This is a genomic window from Thermodesulfatator atlanticus DSM 21156 (genome assembly GCF_000421585.1).
GTDB lineage: Bacteria > Desulfobacterota > Thermodesulfobacteria > Thermodesulfobacteriales > Thermodesulfatatoraceae > Thermodesulfatator > Thermodesulfatator atlanticus.
The window spans coordinates 75341-93482 of record NZ_ATXH01000003.1; the positions used below are offsets into that span (position 1 = coordinate 75341).

Annotated in this window: 12 protein-coding genes; 4 read left to right on the forward strand and 8 right to left on the reverse strand. The window is 43.4% G+C overall.

Translation table 11 applies throughout. The features are described 5' to 3' along the window. Positions 1-26 precede the first annotated feature (26 nt). The 8 genes from H528_RS0101910 to H528_RS0101950 form a co-directional block, all read right to left on the reverse strand. The gene (locus H528_RS0101910; protein WP_022852665.1) at positions 27-3206 is read right to left on the reverse strand and encodes a type I restriction endonuclease subunit R; all 3180 of its coding nucleotides are present in this window, start codon (positions 3204-3206) and stop codon (positions 27-29) included. A gap of 58 nt (positions 3207-3264) precedes the next feature. Continuing rightward, the gene (locus tag H528_RS0101915; protein ID WP_022852666.1) at positions 3265-3969 is read right to left on the reverse strand and encodes an STM2766 family helicase-associated protein; all 705 of its coding nucleotides are present in this window, start codon (positions 3967-3969) and stop codon (positions 3265-3267) included. A gap of 10 nt (positions 3970-3979) precedes the next feature. Next, on the reverse strand, positions 3980-6055 hold the full coding sequence (locus H528_RS0101920; RefSeq protein ID WP_022852667.1) for an STM2767 family DEAD/DEAH box helicase: 2076 nt from the start codon (positions 6053-6055) through the stop codon (positions 3980-3982). Between the two features lie 38 nt (positions 6056-6093). After that, positions 6094-7968 (reverse strand): restriction endonuclease subunit S, encoded by a 1875-nt coding sequence (locus H528_RS13905; protein WP_051132463.1) that lies wholly within the window; start codon positions 7966-7968, stop codon positions 6094-6096. A gap of 49 nt (positions 7969-8017) precedes the next feature. Continuing rightward, a complete protein-coding gene (locus H528_RS0101935) occupies positions 8018-10354 on the reverse strand; it encodes a S8 family peptidase (protein ID WP_022852668.1) in 2337 nt (778 codons plus the stop codon). A gap of 4 nt (positions 10355-10358) precedes the next feature. Next, on the reverse strand, positions 10359-11342 hold the full coding sequence (locus tag H528_RS0101940) for an AAA family ATPase (protein ID WP_022852669.1): 984 nt from the start codon (positions 11340-11342) through the stop codon (positions 10359-10361). Positions 11343-11391: 49 nt separating this feature from the next. Next, the gene (locus H528_RS0101945) at positions 11392-13137 is read right to left on the reverse strand and encodes a class I SAM-dependent DNA methyltransferase (RefSeq protein WP_022852670.1); all 1746 of its coding nucleotides are present in this window, start codon (positions 13135-13137) and stop codon (positions 11392-11394) included. Positions 13138-13234: 97 nt separating this feature from the next. Next, on the reverse strand, positions 13235-13930 hold the full coding sequence (locus tag H528_RS0101950) for an MBL fold metallo-hydrolase (RefSeq protein WP_022852671.1): 696 nt from the start codon (positions 13928-13930) through the stop codon (positions 13235-13237). A 500-nt stretch (positions 13931-14430) separates the two neighbouring features. On the opposite strand from H528_RS0101950, the gene H528_RS0101955 reads away from it, so the two are divergent. The 4 genes from H528_RS0101955 to H528_RS0101970 all read left to right on the forward strand — a co-directional run bounded on the left by H528_RS0101955 (position 14431) and on the right by H528_RS0101970 (position 18139). Beyond that, entirely contained in the window at positions 14431-15096 is a 666-nt protein-coding gene (locus H528_RS0101955) for a lipid-binding SYLF domain-containing protein (protein ID WP_022852672.1), read from the forward strand. Between the two features lie 87 nt (positions 15097-15183). Next, on the forward strand, positions 15184-16455 hold the full coding sequence (locus H528_RS0101960; protein ID WP_022852673.1) for a glucose-1-phosphate adenylyltransferase family protein: 1272 nt from the start codon (positions 15184-15186) through the stop codon (positions 16453-16455). Between the two features lie 2 nt (positions 16456-16457). Then, positions 16458-17345 (forward strand): KaiC domain-containing protein, encoded by an 888-nt coding sequence (locus H528_RS12245; protein ID WP_022852674.1) that lies wholly within the window; start codon positions 16458-16460, stop codon positions 17343-17345. Further along, positions 17342-18139 (forward strand): acyltransferase, encoded by a 798-nt coding sequence (locus tag H528_RS0101970; protein ID WP_022852675.1) that lies wholly within the window; start codon positions 17342-17344, stop codon positions 18137-18139. Before H528_RS12245 ends, H528_RS0101970 begins: the two co-directional genes overlap by 4 nt. Positions 18140-18142 lie beyond the last annotated feature (3 nt).

The window sequence follows — 18142 nt, forward strand, 5'->3', positions numbered from 1 at the left end:
TTATAGTTGATTTACTGAAATTTTGCTTACGAAACTTCCCAGCCGAATAACTCGGCCTGCTTGAGTACAGTATGAGTGGCTTCTTCCTGTTTATCCGGCGGATAGCCGTACTTACGAAGAAGGCGTTTTACCATAACGCGGAGTTTGGCCCGGGCACTTTCACGCACGGTCCAGTCTATGGTTACATTCTGGCGGACGGTCTTTACAAGTTCACGGGCAAGTTTACGCAGGGTTTCATCTCCCAATACCTTCACTGCGCTGTCATTGGTCTCCAAAGCGTCGTAGAAGGCAAGCTCTTCTTCGGAAAGTCCTAACTTTTCTCCTCGCCTGTAAGCCTCCCGCATTTCCTTGGCTAGCTTGATAAGTTCTTCGATTACTTCTATGGTGCTGATGGCCCGGTTGTGATACCGCCTGATGGTCTTTTCAAGAAGCTCTGAAAACTTCCTGGCCTGGACCAGGTTTTTCCTCCGGCGCACTTTGATCTCGTCGTTAATGAGCTTGCGCAGTAACTCTACGGCCAGGTTTTTCTGGGGCAAATTACGCACTTCGGCCAGAAACTCGTCGGAAAGGATGGATATATCCGGCTTCTTAAGGCCTGCGGCTTCGAAGAGATCAATAACGCCTTTGGGCACAAGGGCACTTGAGACGATCTGCCTGATGGCAAACTCTTTGTCGGAAATCGTTCGCCCGCTTCTTGTAATTTTTACCAAAGCAGCTTTCACACTCTGGAAAAAGGCCACTTCGTCACGAATCTTAAGCGCCTCCTCCCTGGGCACGGCCAGGGCAAAGGCTTTGGAGAGTTCGGTTACGGATTTAATGAAGGCGTCTTTACGTTTGGGATCAGCCACAAAATCCGCGGCCTCGCGCAAAATCTTAAGGCGCTCTTCCGGTTTAGCCAAAAGAGCCCTTCGGTAATCAAAACCGTGAAAGATGTCCCTACAGATTTCATACTTTTCAAGCATAATAGCCACCGCTTCGTCCTGATCCACCGCAGGTTCCCCACGGCCACCGCCTGCGGTATAAGTGGCAAGAGCCCGTTTGAGGCTATCGGCAATGCCTATATAATCCACCACCAGCCCGCCGGGTTTATCCCGAAAGACCCGGTTAACCCTGGCTATGGCCTGCATGAGGTTGTGCCCCTGCATGGGCTTGTCAATGTACATGGTGTGGAGACACGGAACATCGAAACCCGTAAGCCACATGTCACGAACGATGACGATCTTCAGGGGATCGTTCGGGTCCTTGAAACGCTCGGCAAGCCTTTCCCTTCGGGCTTTGTTCCGGATGTGGGGTTGCCAATCGGAAGGATCTTTGGCAGAGCCGGTCATCACTACCTTGATTACGCCTTTTTCGTCGTCCTCAGAGTGCCATTCAGGGCGCAGTTTTATAATCTCGTTATAAAGGTCAACGCATATCCGCCGGCTCATGCAGACCACCATGGCCTTTCCGACCATGGCCGAAAGTCGGCTCTCGAAATGTTCCACCAAGTCGCGGGCGATGACCTCAAGGCGCCTTTTGGCCCCTACGATGGTTTCAAGCTGGGCCCACTTAGTCTTGAGCTTTTCCTTTTGCTCAAGCTCTTCCTCCTCGGTAACCTTTTCAAACTCTTCATCAATCTTGGGCTTTAGTTCCTCCGGAAGTTCAAGCTTGGCCAGACGGCTTTCGTAATAAATGGGCACTGTGGCGCCGTCCTCCACCGCCTGGAGCACATCGTAAATGTCTATGTAGTCACCGAATACGGCCCTGGTGTTACGGTCGCCGAATTCAACGGGCGTGCCGGTAAACCCTACGAAGGTAGCGTTCGGCAGGGCATCCCGCAGGTGTCTGGCAAAGCCATCTATGAAACCGTAGTGGCTCCGGTGAGCTTCGTCAGCGATGACGATAATGTTTTCCCGATCAGAAAGCAACGGAAACCCAACCTTTTCTCCCCTCTCCCTCAGGGAAAGACTTTTACTACCAGCTTCTCCCCTCTCCCTCTGGGAGAGGGGCCGGGGGTGAGGGGAAAACTTCTGAATGGTGGTAAAGATCACCCCTCCGGAAGCCCGTCTCAAAAGCTCTTTCAGGTGCTCCCGACTTTCAGCCTTAAGCGGCCTTTGCCGCAAAAGTTCATGGCCGCGGGAAAACTGGCTAAAAAGCTGGTCGTCAAGGTCGTTCCGGTCGGTGATAACAACGATGGTCGGGTTTTTGAGGGCCGGGTGCCTGATAAGCTTTCCGGCAAAAAAGAGCATGGTAAGGCTTTTGCCAGAGCCCTGTGTGTGCCAGATTACCCCGCCTCTTCGATCCCCCCTGGGACTTGCCGCCTCTAAAGTCTTTTGGGCCGCCTTTCTTGCCGCGTGGAACTGATGATAGGCCGCTACTTTTTTAACCAGACCCTTCCGGTTTTCCTCGAAAACGATGAAATGCCGGATCAAATCAAGCAAGAAGTCCTTTCGGAATACGCCTTTGATCAAAACCTCAAGCTGAAGCTGTGTTTTCGGGGCCAGTTCTTGGCCGTCAATAGTGCGCCAGGGGAGAAACCATTCTCTACCTGCCGTAAGAGAACCAAGTCGGGCGGAAAGGCCATCCGAGATGATCAAAAGCTCGTTATAGACAAAAAGTGAGGGAATCTCTTGCTTGTAGGTCTGAAGTTGGTTGAAGGCGGTCCAGATGGTGGCTTCCTCATCGGCAGGGTTCTTAAGCTCTATCACCGCTATAGGAAGGCCGTTTAAAAAGACCACTACATCCGGCCGGCGGATGTTTTGCCCTTCCTGCACGGTGAACTGATTCACTACCAGCCAGTCGTTGTTCTCCGGGTTTTCAAAATCAACGAGAACCACCCTCTCTCCGCGCACTTCACCGTCTTTAAGAACTTCCACCTCTACCCCATCAACCAGCATCCGATGAAAGGCCCGATTGTTGAGAATTAAATCTGGCGAGTCAGGATGAAGCACCTTGCGGATAGCATCTTCCAGAGCCTGTACAGAAACATTAGAGTTGAGCCTATAAACCGCCTCTCGCAGCCGTTCCTCAAGGACTACTTCCGAACAGGAATCCCGTTCCGCTATATCTCCCCCCTCTCCTAGGGAGACCCTTTTGTTATCTGTTCCCCTCTCCCTCTGGGAGAGGGGCTGGGGGTGAGGGCTTCCTATGCCGTGGAGGATTTGATAGCCCAGGTTCTCGAACCAGGATAAAACCGTGTTTTCAAGGAGTGATTCAGAGATTTTCATTTTTTCAACACTTTTGACTATCTGAAGATTTCTTCACCATCTTAGTTTTAATGCTTTATTATTTTTGAAGGTAGAAACATTCAGTTTTTAAATTAAGTAGATCTAAGAAGCTTGAAAGAGTAGTTTTATTTGAAGCTCCAAGTTTAAAAGTTGCGCCATTAGTATAAAAAATATCAAAATGAAATCTAGGATGAATTTTGGGGTGTTCTCTCGTTTCATCTTCCTCAAATCTTATATAACCATCTTCTAATATCAATAGCTCCAAATATAATCTCATCACTTCTTTTACTACTCTATCTTGCAAATGAAATTCGCCTACAATATCTTCTAAAGCACTTTCGATTTCTATTTGTAAATCTAAGATTTCTCCATTAATTCTCATTTTATCAAATAGATTTCCGTCGTTTATTAATTTTTCTATACAAATTAACTTTTGTTCATCTATCAATATATCTAGATATTTTATAATGTATTTTTTTCTATCTGTAGCAATATAAAACGGAAAACAAACAGAAGTTATTTTAGAGCTTGATACATAAAATACTCTTTTAATGCGGTCTTTTATAAAAATTTGCAAAGTTCCTTCTTCATTACATACACCTTCTTTTATTTTGTTTGGATAAAAGAGTATTAATTTTACGATTCTAATTAGGAATTTTGCAACATGATTTTTATTTCGAATAATCATATCTTCAATTTCTTGTTTATATTTATAAAAAAGAAGCTCTCGATCATTTAGATCAAAATAAAATACTTGCTCCATTTTTACATTCCTAACTCAATTTTTTGTAATAAAATTCTATTTCTTTTTCAATATCTTCCTCTAACCAATCTAGCTTATCAGAATACATTATTTTTACTATTCCTTTGATTTTTTTCTTCACTTCTGCATCTGATATTTGCTTTTTCTTCATAACTTCTTCTATAATTTTCTCTAAATTTTTGGGCTGAATTATTCTTATAAGTCTCTCTCTTATCTTCTGCTTTTCTGACTCACTTGGTTCTTTAGATAATATATAATTTTTCTGTTTTATTTCCTTTAAACCATCGTTTAATCTACTCAAAAGATTTTGCTGAATTTTACATACAATTAAACTTGAACCTATAAAAGATCTTGTAAGCATAGAATATATTGCATTGCGCTTTAAAACATCATCAGATAATCCCATTACAATACAAATAACAAAAGGAAATTCCAATCCTTTCACATTGTTTCTATTTGTTATAAAAAGTTTTCCCTCTTTTCTTTTTTTACTTTTAAAGGCAATATTACACTCCCAGCCAAATTTACTATAAATTTTAAACGGTAATTTTTCTGCATAAATATACACTTGAGGAATGTCATCTACAAAAATAACAGCCACATCATCTGGAGAAAGACTTGTGTTTTCCATTTGTTTAAAAGCATTAAGATATTTTTCTATTTGATTTACAATATTTTCAATCAATTCTTCTTCATCTTCAGAACTTTGTATTATATCAACAGGCAATTCTTCAATCTTTTTTTCCAGCTCTTCCTCATCAATATCATCAAATCTTTTTACGGGGATTCTTTGTAATTTAACATTTCCATTTAAATGTTCTATATTGTACCCGAGAGATAACCAGCCATCATCTGAATCAATCCAATTTAATTTTTCATCTTCAAAAAGCCCCATACATAACGCGTGTCCAAACATCAATGTTTTAGGATTAGTCCTATAGCATTTATTTAAAATTATATCTGCTTTAATTGCTTCTTCAAAAGTTGGCTTACGAAAAATTGATTGAAAGATATCTCCAACTATATAAACCTTTTCTTTACAAACTAATTCACAGAGATCAAAAAATCCATCCGGCAAATCCTGACTTTCATCTATCAAAATATAATCAAAAGCATATTGAAAATCATCTTTTTTATGATTTTTCAATCTTAAAATCTGCTCATAAGCTACTTTACAAGCATCTGCAAAACTTTTTTCACTATAAGTATAAAAATCTAACCCGTAAAAATAAGTTATATATCTGTAAGCACCTGATTTTATATTATTACGACTACCCCACGCATGCATTATCATGAGTCTATCTTCTTCTATCTGTTTGTTAACACTAGTAATATTAAAAAATTCTATTACTCTTCTTTTTAAATCGTTAGCTAAAATTTTATTATGACAAGTAAATAAAATCTTACCTTCTGTTAAAAGATATAATTCTCGCAGTTTATGAAATAATAACTCTGTTTTACCTGTTCCGGAAAGTCCTTGAATTATTATCGTTTTTTTATCACGTGGCTCACCATATAAAAATTTTAACTGATATGCATCAAATATTATAATTCTTTGTTTTATCTTTTCTATTACTCCTTCCGGCATTAAAGTAGTAATTTTATTTGCATCATTAATGCTTCCTAATAATAACGAAATAACTATTTCGCAGCGTTTTCTATCTTCTAAATTTTCTATTCTGTAATAATCAAAATCCAACTCGTCTAAATTTTCAGGGCTATTAATTTCTTCTTTTATTTTATCGAACCATTTATGAGGTCTTCCAATAAACTCTTTGTCTTTAAAACCATACACTCCTAATAATTCACTTATAGAATCCAAAATATCATATTGATATTCTTTAAATAGTTCTGAATTCTTGCTTAAATCACAGAAAATTATTTTATATCCTGGTATAATTATCATAAAAGCATGCTTTTCATACTCATACTTTCGTGAATGTTTCAAAGGTAACGGAACATTTAATACATAAATATTTTTATCTAGATTTTTAAGGGCAAGGTTCTTTAGCGACTCTCGTATTGAATTGTCAATTAATACTCTATCGTCAATATATAAGTTTTCCTCTTGTCTAAAATAAGTCATTAAAGCTCCCTCCTAAAAAAATATTTCTTGTTTCAAACTCATAAACCTAATTCCTCCACAAATTTTTCCGCATCTTTGATGCGGATTTGGCCGGAAATGAGTTTGGGAAGGAGGGTATCGCGGATGGAAGAAAGGATTTTAAGTTCTCGATTATTTTGATCAATTTTTTTGTAAAATTTTTCTACATAACTATAATAAACTACTAAAATTTGATCTTTAGGGACAATAAATCGTATATTTTTGACATCTTTTTGTGTGATAAGAGGTTGAGTTGATCCTCTATTCAAGTTTTCTAAATTTGTTCTTTTTAGTTGTTGATAAACAAAATGAAGGTAACTATTTCCTGTAGGTATAATTACTAAAGTATTATCAGAAGGCCAACATGGATAAGTTACTCTAAAGACTTGTCCCAATGTCCCTACACGACCGGTAATTAAGATGGGATTTCTGTATAAAGGTTCTTCCGTATATCCTTGAACACCACCCCCTCCAAATATTGGAATTGGTGTTTCATCAGACCAGTTCTCAGATACCATACTAGGCCTTTGACCACTTGTTACATGAGCTAAATTTCCCAGTTTTCCCACCCTCCACCCCTTCGGTATCGGTCCGAGGGGGGACTCCTCAAAGGAATCAGGGAAGAGCCGGGCGATTTCGGGAGAAAGCGTAAAGATATTATCCCCCCTCTCCCTATGGGAGAGGGGGCCAGGGGGTGAGGGTTCCTTTATCTCCATAATCTTTTGATAAAGAGCTTCCAGAACAGATTCCGTCCTCTTAAGCACATCATGGGCCCAAAATCTGATAACCTCAATTCCTTTACTTTGCAAATAAGCCGTTCGCCTGTCATCCTTGGCTCGCTGTGCGGGTTCGTTGTGATGGCCTCCATCAATCTCTATGGCGAGTTTCAATTCGTGGCAGTAAAAATCAACAATATAAGGAGGGATAGGATGCTGTCGGCGAAATTTCAGTCCCAAGAATTGTCTATTGCGTAAAAGACGCCACATGAATGCCTCGGCGTCAGTCTGGTTTTTGCGAAGTTTGCGGGCAAAGGAGATGAGGTCTTTTATTTCTTCTTTTCCCCTCACCCCTACCCCCTCTCCCTCAGGGAGAGGGGAATGCGAGGTTGGTTCATCTCTCTCAGGGAGAGGGGATTTTGAAGCTATTTGTTCTCCTTCAGGGAGAAGGGTAGGGGTTAATCCCTCCACTTTTGGGAAAGGGGAGCCGGAAGTGGAATTTTCAAGGATGGTCCGGCGGCGGGCGGCCTTTTCCGCCAAGGCGTCAGGGATGGGGTTTCCGGCCTTAAGAGCGTTATCAATCACCGGGTCAAAGTCCACAAACCAGGATTTAAAGATGGCCTTCGCCATCTCCTCGAGCGTCTCATTCATCCGCCGATTAAGATCTATCTTGTCATCTATCGTGCCTAGTATGTGAGCAATGGCTTTCTGTTCGGGGAGAGGAGGGAGAGGAATCTCCAAACTTTCTATTTGGGAGGCGCTTATATTTGCTTGAGCACTTCCATCCGCCATAGAAAATATTTGTCTAATACAACCTGGTTGGGAAAGAACGTAATAAAGAAAATCATAATCTGCTTTTTCATGATTTGTTAAAACCAGTTTTCCAACTCGTTGATTTAGGTAATAAGTTTCCGTTGTATTGGGAAATCTTCCTATTTTTCCCACTGTGGCTCCGGTCATGGCTATTAATACATCACCTTTTTTAAGTTTATATTTATCAACATTGGGTATAGTTTCAATTACTTCGTAAGGGACTCTTTCGACATTAACTATGTCTATTGTCGGAGGAGTTATATTTTTAATCTTTATTATTGGACAACCTTCTGTGCCCATGTCTGAGCTTTTAAAAGCATATCCACCTTGAATTCTCGCAACTTCTTTCAGTTTTGCTTTATGCATTTCAATTTAACACCTCACTCATTCTTCTATGTCTATGTTCGGCAAACTACTAAAACTTCACCCTTACCCTCTCTTCAATCCTCTCCCTGATCTGCGAATACAATCTGGCGTTAAGATTTTGGGGATCGCGTATACGGACTACCAGAGCGTAAGGCTCTTCTTCTGCAGAGATAGCCTCTCCCCAGGGGAAGTCATTACGCGTAACCACTACAAATAGTTTCTTTCTTCTCAAAATGGAATTTGCGTTAAGTTGTTTCCAGTTCCAAATAGCCCCTTGAACCGTACCTTTACCCCGTAATTGGGTACCTATATTAGGTTTCGATATTTCTGGGATACGTTCATATTCTTCTTTTGATGTAGCGGCATTAAACATCCTGCTGACATAATCTAGATCATCTCCAGCTATCAAACGGAATTCTATCCTAGTGGCCTTATAATCAATACGAGTAGTTCTTACCGCGGGAGTATAAGCAAGAGCGACCCGGATTTCTCGTATGCGTCTGCCCGGAGAAAGGAAGTCCTCGGGGAGAGGAATTTCATAGAAGTGATGCCGTTTATTTGGTATGCGATCTTCGACAATTAAAGTAACATCGTTTTCTGAAGAGTTGATTAACGCTTCCGGATCAACCAAACCATACCCGCAGACTTTAAGAATATCTTTTTCTTCTTCGAATAAGTCTTTCCACTCCTCAAGTGTGTCTGCATGAGCAATTAAAAGAGCACGAAGCAGATTATGACTGGCTTCGGGATATTCTGAAAGGATTAAGCCTGCCAAATGGGTAACATGCGGAGCGGAAAAACTTGTCCCAGACTCTTCGGCAAAAAGCCCGTTATTAGCAAAGTCTTTATTAAAGGAAAGTTCGCCTAACCCTTGTTTTCTATTTAAGATCCCAAAGGAAGTACGAACATTAACTGCCCAATTTCCTCCATAGGCTACAAGCTCTGGTTTAATAGCTCCGCCTATAGAAGGGCCATGTCTAGTAAATGGAGAGGGTTGATTCCACCTAGCGATAGGGATTTCTGCCGGATCATTTTCATATCGCTGACTGTTGTAAGTTTGATCCCATCGGGCAATACTTCCTACTGTAATAGCATTCAACGCCGGAGCCGGGTCCAGTATAGCCCACTCGTCATTGAGTAAATAACGTGGATAATCCTCTTTCCAGGAACGCCCATCTTGTTGATCAACTAAAACATTTCCAGCAGAAACAATGAATAATACGCCTAATTCTCTAGCTAACTTATCCAATGTGTAGGCTAGCCCTCGAAGATGACCGCCCAGGTAAGGTTTTCGGCGATCTCCTAATGATAGGTTAAAAATTTTACAGCCATAGTGTTCATAAAAATATCGAACGGATTCCTCTATGTGTTTTTCTATAAATCCGCTTTTGTTTTCGTTTTCGTCATCTATTATTCTACCGCTAACAAGATGAAACAGAGGAATAAATCCGCGATTACGCAACTTTTCTTCTACATCGCCATAAAGAGCTATCCCTGCTACCAGCGTGCCATGTCCGGTGCCATCCTGTGGAGGATAATCAGGCAGGAAACTCTGCACATCTCCTACGGCAGATTTCAATAAAGGATGAGCAGAAACAATTCCACTGTCGAGAATTCCTATTATGGGAGCATTATCAGGAGGAGGTGGTGGATCTGGTATCTCTTTAATATCTATATGAAGCAAAGCCCTTTCTAATCCATATTTGGGCGGTAAATCTACAAGGCGCACATCGCGATACCGTAAGAGTTCTTCCGCTTGTGCTAAAGAAACCCGGACCCGGAAAAGAAGAGGATCTCCCACCCAATCGAGGATTTCTATCCCCTGCTGGTGACACCATTTTTTAAAAGCTTCTTGCTGGAGCTCTCTTTCTCTTGAAATTTCCAGTGGCCACAATTCCACGTCTAATATGAAAAGCTCGGTTTCAGGGAATCCTTCGTTTCTAAGTGCCCAACCTTTGCGATGTTCCGGCGTCCAGGCGCCTATGTCTTGCAAAGCATAGATTAATTCTAAGTATTTGGGTTTTTCTCCTTTAACCAGAGTTATTAAACGGGCCTCAAATTCTGCAAGGTCTTCTTCGTTGGCGAAGGCTAAAACAATGTTTTTATCTTCTTGGCTAACGAATTCTACATTTGGCCCTAGTTGTCCGAGTCTTTCTATAGGAAAGGCTTCCTGAATCTCTAAACGGATTAGAAGTCTTTCATCATAACCTTTAATCTCTTTCTTAGCTTCATGGGTGGCTCCTGCTATAGATTTTTTGAGGAAACGGGCATGCTCTATAGGATCATCTGGTTTTCGTACTCTGGGAACTCCTTTAGGCCTTCTTTCCGTGATTGGTTCTTCCCGAATTAATTGAAGATGACGGTATTTTTCTCTCCGTTCCTCCATTTCCTTAACCTTGATTAATTCGTTTTTGGCGAGCTTCCTCCCTCTGGAGAGCGGCTATAATATGGCGTTCCTTTAAGAATTCTTCTCCACTAAGAATCATTTGTTTAACCGCTCTTCGCAATATCCTTTCAATATCCGCATGACTTAACCCTTTAAATTTGTAAACAATATTTGTGTCCGAAATATCGAAGTCTCTCCGTACACCACGTAATTTAATTTCGAGTAAACGTCGAATCTGTTCGATATTGGGACGATCAAATACCAGCACTTCTTCAAAACGTCGCCAGATGGCAATATCAAGAATCATCTCATGATTGGTAGCAGCAATAAGCAGACTGCGCCCACGATAATCATCCAACATCTGTAAAGTGGCATTGACTACCCGCTTAATCTCTCCATGCTCTGTCTGGTCTGCTCGTTCTTTGGCTAAAGCATCGAATTCGTCAAAAAGTACTACCATCGGAATATTAGAGATGTAGTCAAAAATTTTGCGAAGATTAGCTGCCGTCTCTCCCAAAAGGGAAGACACTACGCTATCAATCCGGACAATCCCAAACGGACGGCCAAGTTCTGAAGCTATAACTTCAGCAGTTAAAGTTTTGCCACATCCCGGCGGCCCACAAAAGAGAAGGCGATTTGTTGGAACAAGGCCGTAGCTGCGAAGTCGTTCTTCGTAGTGATATTCCTTGAGGATTTCTTCTATAATGGAGAAGTTTTCATCAGAAAGAACTACATCTTCGAGGCGTCTTGTTGGTTGTAAAATGTGAATTAAGGGCAAACCGCGATCTTTATCTTTTGGAGGCTGAAGATAATTCCGAGGGAGATTTTGGGGTCTTCCATAAAGAATCTTTTCTAGATCATTTGCTAAAAGATGGTGATGTTTCCTTCGTTCTTCGCGAATAATTTCTTCTGAGACCCGCCTAAAAGCTTCAATGTTTCCTTCTATACCTGTTTTAATCAACTGGCGCAAAAGTTTGCCACTAGCCACTTTTGTCTCCTAGTGTATAAATTTTTTTATGATAAACTTCAAGAAATAGTTACAGAAACCCAAGCTCCCTCAAATTACGTCTTATAGCCTCTTCAAGTTTTGTGCTTTCGGCAAATTGAGTCTCTAGCTCAGCCACCAGGCGCTTCATCTTCTCTTCAAAAACTTCATCGTCCTCTTCCTGAATCTCTACGCCAACATAGCGGCCAGGGGTGAGGATGTAATCGTGCTCTCTGATTTCCTCTATAGTGGCGCTTTTACAGAATCCGGGGATGTCTTTATATCCCCTCACCCCTAGCCCCTCTCCCCCAGGGAGAGGGGAATCTGAAGTGATTTCCTCACCGCGCCAGGCGTGGTATGTCCGGGCAATTTTCTTGATCTCTTCGTCTGTTAGCTCCCGATGGACGCGATCCACCATGACTCCCATCTTGCGGGCGTCAATGAAAAGGACCTCTCCACGACGGTCGCGTAAAGGCTTGCCGCCTTTGGTGGGTTTGCCTGATTTATCCCGTGCAATGAACCAGAGACAGGCCGGAATCTGGGTGCTATAAAAAAGCTGCGGGGGAAGAGCCACAATACAGTCCACCAGATCGGCTTCGATAATCTTTTTGCGGATTTCGCCTTCTCCTCCCTGATTGGAAGAAAGCGACCCGTTGGCGAGAACAAAGCCGGCAATGCCTACCGGGGAAAGATGGTGGATGATGTGCTGCACCCAGGCAAAGTTGGCGTTGTTGGCCGGAGGAACCCCGAATTTCCAGCGCACATCACCTTTTAACGCTTCCTGTCCCCAGTCTTTTTGGTTAAAGGGCGGATTGGCAAGGATGAAGTCGGCTTTAAGGGTGGGGTGTAAGTCGTTATGGAAGGTATCCGCCGCGTGGGGGCCGAGGTTGGCCTCTATGCCCCGAATGGCAAGGTTCATCTTGGCCAGGCGCCAGGTGGTCGGATTTGACTCCTGGCCATATATGGATATGTCTCCAATGCGCCCGCCGTGGGCCTTGATGAATTCTTCGCTCTGGACAAACATACCTCCTGAGCCACAACATGGGTCATATACCCGGCCCTGGTAAGGTTCGATCATTTCCACGAGGAGCCGAACGATGCATCGCGGAGTGTAAAACTCGCCACCCTTGCGCCCTTCGGCACTGGCAAACTGACCAAGAAAGTATTCGTAAACACGGCCTAAAATGTCTTTGGATCGGTTTTCGTGGTCCCAAAGGCCGATATCGCTAATCAAATCAACGAGCTCCCCTAGGCGCCGCTTGTCAAGCTCTGGCTTGGCATAAATTTTGGGAAGAACGCCCTTTAAGCTCGGATTTTCCTTTTCGATGGCAACCATGGCGTCGTCAATGATTTGGCCGATTTCAGGTTGCTTGGCTCTTTCCCGAATGTATGACCACCGGGCACGGGGTGGAACATAAAAGACATTTTCAGCACGATATTCATCACGATCTTCTAAAGTTTCATACCGTGCTTCAGGTTCTTTTATGAACCAGGGACTTTCAGGATCGGCGAGTTCTTTTTCTAACTGCTTTCTTTTTTCCTCAAAGGCGTCAGAAAGATATTTGAGAAAAATGAGCCCTAAGACCACATGCTTGTATTCTGCAGCGTCAAGATGTCCTCGGAGCTTATTGGCTGCTTCCCAGAGCTTGGCCTCAAACCCGAGGTTGGCCCCGTTGTTATTTGATGTGTTAGTGTTTTTTTTGCTCTTGCGGCGAGTTTTTGGCTTTGATTGACCTGTAGTTTCTTCTTTTATACCTAGTTCTTTGAGAAAATCCCCAATGGGATCTTTTTTGGCCATTTAATTCCTCCACCCCTTGGGAAATTTTTTCCATTTTGCCTGAAGTGTAAGGTTTATTCAAGGAAATGCTTATAGTTTGGACAGGCATCTTACTTTTTCAAAAACTTAAGATGCTTCCGGCGCCTACGGAGATGAAGTCCTCTGAAAAGATCTCTTCAAAGATGGCTTCGGCTTTTTTTCCGGTGCAGTGAGAGGGGGCTACTTTTAAAACGCCTAGTTTTTTGAGTTGCTGGGCAGTAGCTATGACTTCCTGGGCAGGTTTTCTCAAGAGATGAAAGCCTCCCATTACCATGTGAATGTGCCCGGAGATCTTTATTGCCTGTTCTGTCATATAGACGATGCCAGGGTGGGCACATCCGGTGAGTAGCAAATTCCCTCGGGGAGTTTGCAAAATGATTCCAGCTTCTGGGAGAGGCCCTTTTAGGAGTCCGGTGCTAAGGGCGCCTTTTGCTATTTCAGACGGGTTGTCTAAATGCGTTATCTTTCTGCCCAGGCGCTTTACTTCACTTAAAAACCCCTGAGAAAAGGCACTGTGCACTACGACCTCCGGTTCATTGAGAAAAGGAAGAAGCCCTAAAAGGCCGCCGGTATGGTCCCAATGAAAATGGGAAAGAAAAATAATTTCAATTTCTGCGGGTTCAATGCCAAAAAGATTTAAATTCTTGATAAGAGAAGGGGTTTCTGAGCCGGTGTCAAAAAGTAGGCCAAGGGGTCTTATGAAAACACTATATCCCCAGCCAAAGGTAAAACCAGGGGCAGTAGCGCGGTTGTCAAACATCACGAAAAGTTCCATAAAATTTTAATACACCTTCAACAGCCCTTTGCCAAATTTAAGGCTAATATAAATTTTAACCATCATGAGCGATGGACAGGCCTGTTGGCCTGTCCCCTTAAGACTATTTTTTTAATTATCTTAAGACTATTTTAAATTATTACTAGGAGCGTAAAATAGGATAGAGATCGCTTCGTCGGCCTTAACAGGCCTCCTCGCGATGATGCATTCGCCGTCATTGCGAGCAAAGCGAAGCAATCTAGATCCCTCACTGTGTTCGGGACAGGGATCACCTCGGCGTGCGATAGCACGCCTCGTGATGACGGTGTAGCTGGGATCGCGGGGGGGGTACAGGTCGCCTTGCAATGACACCTTGTCGGATAAAGCATGCTCCCATAAATAGAAAGGGGTATTAAACGCCTGACATCGTTAGGGGATCTAGTAATAAAAGCTAAACAATGCGATTAAAATTAAGATATAGGTCTACTCCCAAGGGATTAGTGAAAATTTAGGAGGCTTTCATGTTCAAAAAGATTTGTTTTTTGGTGCTGATGTTTGTTTTTTTTAATAGTTCTCTTGTTTCAGCCAAAAAATATAGCCCACCTTATGAATTGGTAGATAAGGCCACCATTACTCTTAAGCGTTTTCTGGCAGATGACCAGATGAAATGGATGCGTGAGCACTTAAAAGATGCTCGGGGAATTTTGATTATTCCCCAGATGCTTAAAGGGGCTTTTTTCATAGGAGGTGCTGGGGGAAGCGGAGTTTTGCTTGCGCGCTATCCTGGAAAAGACTGGTCATATCCCGCCTTTTATACCCTAGGTTCCGTTTCCTTTGGTTTGCAATTTGGGGGAGAGGCCTCTGAGATAATTCTTCTCATTATGACTCAGAAGGGGATAGATTCTTTTTTGGCCACCTCTGTCAAGCTTGGAGGAGATGTTAGTGTGGCTGCAGGTCCGGTGGGTATGGGGGCTAAGGCCCAGTTAGTTGACATCCTGGCCTTTGCCCGCTCTAAGGGGGCCTTTGTGGGAATCAGCCTTGAGGGTGCAGTGGTGAAACCACGAGATTCCTGGAATCGCATGTATTATGGCCGTTCCGTAAGGCCCGTTGATATTATTTACGGACGCATAGTTAAAAATCCTCATGCTGACCGATTGCGTGGTATTTTGCGCAAATATTCCCGATGAGGCTTGGAATTTTTAAATCATTTCGAAAGCATAGAGATGACACCAACTCTTAAGAATGCTAAAACATAAAAAAACTAGAGGTCTTTTATGCAAGATGTCATAGCCGTTCTTTTGGCTGGAGGTGTAGGGAGTCGCCTGAACATTTTAGTACGTAAAAGGGCTAAACCTGCAGTCCCTTTTGGAGGCATTTACCGCATCATTGATTTTACCCTCTCTAACATCTCTAACTCGGACCTTACGTGTGTGGCAGTGCTAACCCAGTATAAGCCCCTTTCTCTTATGGATCACATTGGTGACGGCTCCCCCTGGGATCTTTCCGGGCGCACCAGAGAAGTCCGCATTCTCCCCCCAAAAACTGGTGAAAAGGACTGGGACTGGTATCGTGGCACTGCTGATGCGGTAAGGCAAAACCTTGATTTCATCACTAGGCGTCCTTCGCGGGAAGTCATTATTCTTTCGGGGGATCACGTCTATTATATGGATTATCGCCCTCTTATTGCATACCATAGGGCCAAAGAAGCTCAGGTAACCGTGGCCATGATGCCTGTGCCCTGGGACCAAACCCATCATTTTGGCATTGCCATTACTGAGGAAGATGGCCGTATTGTTGATTGGGAAGAAAAACCTGCTAAGGCCCGGTCAAATTTGGCTTCGATGGGAGTTTACGTTTTTGACACTTCATATCTGGTAGATGTCCTCAGACATTCCACCATAGAGAATCTCGATTTTGGAATGCATGTTTTGCCACAGGCTCTGGCTGAGGCAAGGGTTTATGCCTATCGTTTTGAGGGGTATTGGCGCGATGTAGGCACCCTTGAATCCTATTTTCAGGCTAATATGGATCTTTTGCGTCCAGATTCTGGCCTTGATCCTGAAGCCTGGGGTACTATGACCAACGTTATGCCCCATGGCCTCACTTCTGATTGGCCACCAGCGCAAATCCTCTGCCAGGGGCAGGTAGAAAATAGCGTTATTTCTCCGGGATGCTTGATAGGCGGAAGAGTGGAAAATTCTGTTCTTTCCCCCGGCGTGGTTGTTGAAGAAGACGCTTATGTGAAAGACTGTGTGCTCATGCACGGTGTGCGGGTGAGTAAGGGGGCAAAGGTATTTCGTGTAATTTGTGACAAGGAAGTCTTTATCGGGGAGGGAGCAAAAGTCGGCCTGGGTGATAAGACCAAGATCAACACACGTTTTCCAAAACATCTTTTTACCGGTCTTACCTTGATCGGCAAGGGGGCATACGTTCCTGGAGGAAGTGAAATTGGCACCAATTGCGTAATCTATCCTGATGTGACGGTTGAGGACTACCCGGAAGATTTTCGCATCCCTGACGGAGAAACCCTTGAAAAAGGAGCATAAGTATGACTGATGAGAGGGAGCGTCACATAATTTACGATGCTATTTATAAGGTTTCTGAGGCCAAAGAAAAGGCTCCCAAGCTTCTCGGTGTGCCCACCGGAGTAAAAGGTCTTGATGAACTTTTTTACGTGGTGGAATGGAAAGACGGGAAACCCCAAAGAAAGCTTCTTGGCGGGATTCCTTTAGGGTGTGTAGTGAATCTTACCGGCATGCCTGATACCGGGAAAAGCCTCATGGCTGAGCAATTTGCTGTTAAACAGGCAAGCCTTGGAGAACCAGTTTGTTTTGTAACAGTGGAAACCCCTGCTTCTTTTCTCTCAGTGGGGCTTGAGCAGCGGGCTAAGGCCATGGGGATTGATTTCAAAGAAATAGAAGACCGCATCATCATTCTTGATGCGGCAAGTTATGCGCGCCTGCGCGATGATATGCCTACCCTTCTTGATACCCTGGCGCATATATACCGAACTTATAAGGTCCACCGCACGGTGATAGACTCTATTACTGGTCTTTACGAGGCACGAGAAATGCTTGCGCGCACTGTGGTCCGGGCCCTTTATACTTTTTGCAAAAAATGGTACCAGACTGCCCTGTTTATCTCGCAAAAGCGTTCTTCGCACGAAGAGCTTTCCGCAGAGGCTGCTGGAGGCTATGCGGTAGGACACATTGTCGACAGCACCATGGTTCTTTCCAAGGAGCTTATACTTTCAGCCCGGGCTGCACAGCTTTATAAAACAGACATTGGTGAGATTGTCCGCCTTTTTCGTATTGATGGGTGCCGTATGTGTGGCCATGATACCAAAGTCCATGTGATGGAAATTACCGAGTTAGGTTTGGTAGAAATTGGGCCAACTTTGGTTGAAGTTCTTAAGTCCAAAGGGGAGGCAAAATGATTTATCCCCATGATTTTTTCCCTGGTGGAGAATACCCTGGATTTGAAGATTTATTTGAATTAAACGAACCTGTATGGCAAGGGATAGCAAGACTTAAAGAGCGTTTGAGATCTTTGCTCCAGCCCAATATCAGTAAACTTCCTTTGGGAATCCCCTTACCACAAATATATATCCTCTTTGAAGAGGAGCTTTTTCCCGCAGAAGGGGTGGAGATAACCTTTGGGGATGCTACCAAGGAAAAACTTCGGGTTGAAATACAAGGAAAAGTACTTCAAGGGGCAAGTGTGCTTTGTGCCGGAGCCGTTTTTTTAGACAACCTAATTGAAATAGGCAAAGGGGTTCTTGTTGAGGCGGGCTCACTTTTGAAGGGCCCTGCGCATATCGGAGATTTCACCGAGGTACGGCAAGGGGCTTATGTGCGGGGAAACGTTTACGTGGGGAAACGTTGTGTAGTAGGCCACACTACTGAGATCAAAAATAGCATCATGCTTGATGGGGCTAAAGCAGGGCATTTTGCTTATTTGGGAGATAGCATCCTGGGTTATGAGGTCAACTTAGGTGCTGGCACTAAACTTGCGAATCTAAAATTAAAAGGCGATTCGGTAAAAATAAAAATTTCAGGTGAGGTTATTGATACCGGTTTAAGGAAATTAGGGGCTATTTTAGGCGATGGCGTGCAAACGGGATGTAACAGTGTCACCAATCCCGGAACACTTCTTGGTCCGAATTCCTTGGTGTTACCCAACACCACTGCTGGGCCAGGTTATTATCCCGCAAAAAGCATCGTGCGCTAAAGT